This window comes from Pseudomonas sp. 18.1.10 (genome assembly GCF_024655625.1).
In the GTDB taxonomy this organism is placed as follows: Bacteria; Pseudomonadota; Gammaproteobacteria; order Pseudomonadales; family Pseudomonadaceae; genus Aquipseudomonas.
Map to the genome: position 1 here is coordinate 1 of NZ_JANLGL010000352.1, position 3,865 is coordinate 3,865.

The following is a 3,865-nucleotide window of genomic DNA, read 5'->3' on the forward strand; positions in this document are numbered from 1 at the left end:
GGTCAGCAACAGATTGGGTGACTGACACTCCGCTTTCGCGAGCAAGCCCGCTCCCACAAGGAATCACCGAACTCTTTAGGAATGTCGTCATGCGCTTTATCACCGAAATCAAAACCTTCGCCGCCCTCGGCAGCGGTGTCATCGGCAGCGGCTGGGTCTCCCGCGCCCTCGCCCACGGCCTGGATGTCGTCGCCTGGGACCCCGCGCCCGGCGCCGAAGCCGCCCTGCGTAAACGTGTCGCCAACGCCTGGGGCGCCCTGGAGAAACAAGGCCTGGCGCCCGGTGCCTCCCAGGATCGCCTGCGCTTCGTCGCCACCATCGAGGAGTGCGTGAAAGACGCCGACTTCATCCAGGAAAGCGCCCCGGAACGCCTGGAGTTGAAGCTCGATCTGCATAGCAAGATCAGCGCCGCCGCCAAGCCGAACGCCTTGATCGGCTCCAGCACTTCCGGCCTGTTGCCGAGTGAATTCTACGAGGGCTCGACCCACCCGGAACGCTGCGTGGTCGGTCACCCGTTCAACCCGGTCTACCTGTTGCCGCTGGTGGAAGTGGTGGGCGGTAAAAACACGGCGCCAGAAGCTATTCAAGCGGCGATCAAGGTGTACGAATCCCTTGGCATGCGCCCGCTGCACGTGCGCAAGGAAGTCCCTGGTTTTATCGCCGATCGCCTGCTCGAAGCGCTCTGGCGTGAAGCGCTGCACCTGGTGAACGACGGCGTGGCCACCACCGGCGAAATCGACGATGCCATCCGCTTTGGCGCCGGGTTGCGCTGGTCGTTCATGGGCACCTTCCTCACCTACACCCTGGCCGGTGGCGATGCGGGCATGCGCCATTTCATGGCACAGTTCGGCCCGGCCTTGCAGTTGCCGTGGACGTATTTGCCGGCGCCAGAGCTGACGGAAAAGCTGATTGATGATGTGGTCGATGGCACCAGCGATCAGCTAGGCAAACACAGCATTTCGGCGCTGGAGCGCTATCGTGATGATTGCCTGTTGGCGGTGCTGGAGGCGGTAAAAACCACCAAGGCCAAACACGGCATGAGCTTCGCCGAATAACCCCTGTGGGAGCGGCGGTGCGACGATTCGACTTGCTCGCGAATGCGGTGGGTCAGTACCCAATGCATCCACTGACACACCGTATTCGCGAGCAAGCCCGCTCCCACATTTTTTGACCGAGTACATGCCATGCCTGCATTGACCACTTATACGACGCAAATCCACCCCGACTGGGTCGACTACAACGGCCACCTGCGCGACGCGTTCTACCTGCTGATCTTCAGCTACGCCACCGACGCCCTGATGGACACCCTTGGCCTGGACAGCGAAAACCGCGAAGCCAGCGGCCATTCGCTGTTCACCCTGGAGCTGCACCTGAACTACCTGCACGAAGTGAAACTTGGCGCCGAGGTCGAGGTGCATACCCAACTGATCGCCCATGACGCCAAGCGCCTGCACCTCTATCACAGCCTGCATTTAGTGGGGGATGAAAAGGAGCTGGCCGGCAACGAGCAGATGCTGCTGCACGTCGACCTCGCCGGGCCACACGCGGCGCCGTTTACCGAGGCGTCATTGCAACGCCTTGCGACGATCAGCCAGGAGCAGGCCGACCTGCCGCGCCCGGCCCTGCTCGGCCGGGTTATCGGCATAAAAAAAGCCCCGATCAAGCCGTGACAAGATCGAGGCAGAATGTTGTGTGAGCTGTACATCCCGAGGGTGACCAAACCGTCAAGCTGCTTGCTTGCGCTCAGTGTGCCTATTACTTCTGCCGGCAAATGGCCCGAAAACGACATGCCCATAGCCATCTGAGGCATTCGCGCAATCTGCCCTTGCCGACCGGTTGAGCGGCTACCAGAATCCAGGTCAAACCCCGCTCCCTTCACCAGGATAAAACGTCATGATGCATGCGGATTTGATTGACCAGGATGACCTGCTGGGCCAACTGCGCTCACTGGGCTTTGAGGTTTCCAGCGGCTCTACTGCCGAGCAGGCCTGTGAGTGTGCGGTACGCGGTTTGAGCGAAGCGCGGGCCAAGGCGCTGAAAGGCATGGTCGAGCAGATGTACACCGGCAGTGCGACGATTTTGCCGGCGGTGCGGCAGGCGATTGATAAGCAGTTGTTGCCGGCGTTGGTGCAGTTCAGGCAGAACTCGGGCGCCTGATAGACCGCTTTCGCGAGCAAGCCCGCTCCCACATTTGACCGAGTTCCAACTTTGAAATGCAGTCAAAATGTGGGAGCGGGCTTGCTCGCGAATGCAGCCGACTCGGTCTAGAGCCTTACGCTGGCAAAAGTCGATTCATTGCGCGCCTGACTCAACGCCGACAGCGGCCCCGACAACGGTGACAACACCAGTGCCTGCGGAATCGGCATCATCGCCACCTGCTGGGTAGTGTTGGAACCCACACGCTCATCCCGCGGCGGAATGCCGAAGTATTCGCGGTAGCACTTGGAGAAGTGCGGCGTGGAGACAAACCCGCACACCGACGCCACTTCGATGATCGACATCGGCGTTTGCTTGAGCAGCTGCCGTGCACGGATCAGGCGCAGCTTCAGGTAATAACGCGACGGCGAGCAGTGCAGGTACTTCTGGAACAGCCGCTCCAGCTGGCGCCGCGACACGGCGACGTACACCGCCAGTTCGTCGAGGTCGATCGGTTCTTCCAGGTTGGCTTCCATCAGCGCGACGATTTCCTGCAACTTCGGCTGGTTGGTGCCGAGCATGTGCTTGAGCGGCACACGCTGGTGATCCTGTTCGTTGCGGATGCGCTCGTACACAAACATCTCGGAGATCGCGGCGGACAATTCACGCCCGTGATCGCGGCTTATCAGGTGCAGCATCATGTCCAGCGGCGCGGTGCCGCCCGAGCTGGTGAAGCGGTTGCGGTCGAGGGTGAACAGGCGTGTGCTCATGGCCACGCGGGGGAAGGCTTCCTGCATCGACGCCAGGCATTCCCAGTGCACGCTGCAATCAAAACCGTCGAGCAAACCGGCGCAAGCCAGGGCCCAGCTGCCGGTGCACACGGCGCCCAGGCGACGGGATTGGCGCGCCTGGCTTTGCAGCCACGACACGTGTTCACGGGTAACGGTGCGCTGGATGCCCACGCCGCCGCAGACAATCACGGTGTCTAGCGCCGGGGCTTTGTGCATGGAGGCATCGGGGGTGATTTGCAGGCCGTCGCTGGCCCACACCTGGTTGCCATCGACACTCAGCGTCGTCCAGCGATACAGCTCGCGGCCGGACAGCTGGTTGGCCATGCGCAGGGGTTCGACTGCGGACGCCAGGGAAATCAGCGTGAAATTGTCCAGCAGCAAAAAGCCGATGGATTGAGGCGCACGGTTCTGGGGTTGGGCCCCGGAGTTGAACGACGTCATCGCGGTATCTCCTCACACAAGCAAGTGATGGCCTCAGGCGAGGCTCTTGTTATTGCGCTCTTCATCCCTGCTTTGGGAAAAGCGGTGAGAGAGGCTTTTGAATTGATAGAGCAATTGCCATGCCTAAAATTGAATGGCCGTCCAATAACTCCTAAAAGCGACGTTTTGACGCGTCTATATAAGCCCATGTCGCAAGTGCGCGGATGGCCGGAAAAGGACGTAGGAGCAGGCCTACTCAAGGGGTGTGAGCAGATCGGTAGCACTTGTGGGAAGGCGCTTTGCGGGCGTGGGGAAAGTCTGTCACCCCAAGCACGGGGGACGGCTGGTGAGGGGCAAAATCGTTTGGGAGCTACTTATCTGTTTGCGACGCGCCAAAAGGTGGCGCTTTTGGCTTGGGCGTTCACTTTGTGAGCAGTGTTGTCTGGGCTGTCGCATTCGCGAGCAAGCCCGCTCCCACACTTGACCGTGTTTCTTCAGGGTGTACACGGTCAAGTGTG

Annotated in this window: 4 protein-coding genes; 3 read left to right on the plus strand and 1 reads right to left on the minus strand. The window is 60.8% G+C overall.

What is annotated here, in order from left to right:
* The first annotated feature begins 89 nt into the window (after window positions 1-89).
* From NUV89_RS28410 to NUV89_RS28420, 3 genes are all read left to right on the plus strand, one after another.
* Entirely contained in the window at window positions 90-1,055 is a 966-nt protein-coding gene (locus NUV89_RS28410; protein ID WP_257783925.1) for an L-carnitine dehydrogenase, read from the plus strand.
* A gap of 129 nt (window positions 1,056-1,184) precedes the next feature.
* Window positions 1,185-1,670, plus strand: coding sequence for a thioesterase family protein (locus NUV89_RS28415; protein WP_257783926.1), 486 nt, complete (start codon window positions 1,185-1,187; stop codon window positions 1,668-1,670).
* A gap of 223 nt (window positions 1,671-1,893) precedes the next feature.
* Window positions 1,894-2,157 carry a hypothetical protein gene (locus tag NUV89_RS28420; protein WP_257783927.1) on the plus strand — a complete coding sequence of 88 codons (264 nt, stop codon included), beginning with the start codon at window positions 1,894-1,896 and terminating at the stop codon, window positions 2,155-2,157.
* A 107-nt stretch (window positions 2,158-2,264) separates the two neighbouring features.
* On the opposite strand, the gene NUV89_RS28425 is transcribed toward NUV89_RS28420, so the two are convergent.
* Complete coding sequence (locus tag NUV89_RS28425) at window positions 2,265-3,368, minus strand: GlxA family transcriptional regulator (RefSeq protein WP_003216915.1); 1,104 nt, start codon at window positions 3,366-3,368, stop codon at window positions 2,265-2,267.
* Window positions 3,369-3,865: the final 497 nt, after the last annotated feature.

What these genes read in the sequence shown, in the direction of transcription:
- NUV89_RS28410 (WP_257783925.1), top strand. Translation starts at nt 90, where the DNA reads ATGCGCTTTATCACCGAAATCAAAACCTTCGCCGCCCTCGGCAGCGGT.
- NUV89_RS28415 (WP_257783926.1), top strand. Translation starts at nt 1,185, where the DNA reads ATGCCTGCATTGACCACTTATACGACGCAAATCCACCCCGACTGGGTC.
- NUV89_RS28420 (WP_257783927.1), top strand. Translation starts at nt 1,894, where the DNA reads ATGATGCATGCGGATTTGATTGACCAGGATGACCTGCTGGGCCAACTG.
- NUV89_RS28425 (WP_003216915.1), bottom strand. Translation starts at nt 3,368, where the DNA reads ATGACGTCGTTCAACTCCGGGGCCCAACCCCAGAACCGTGCGCCTCAA.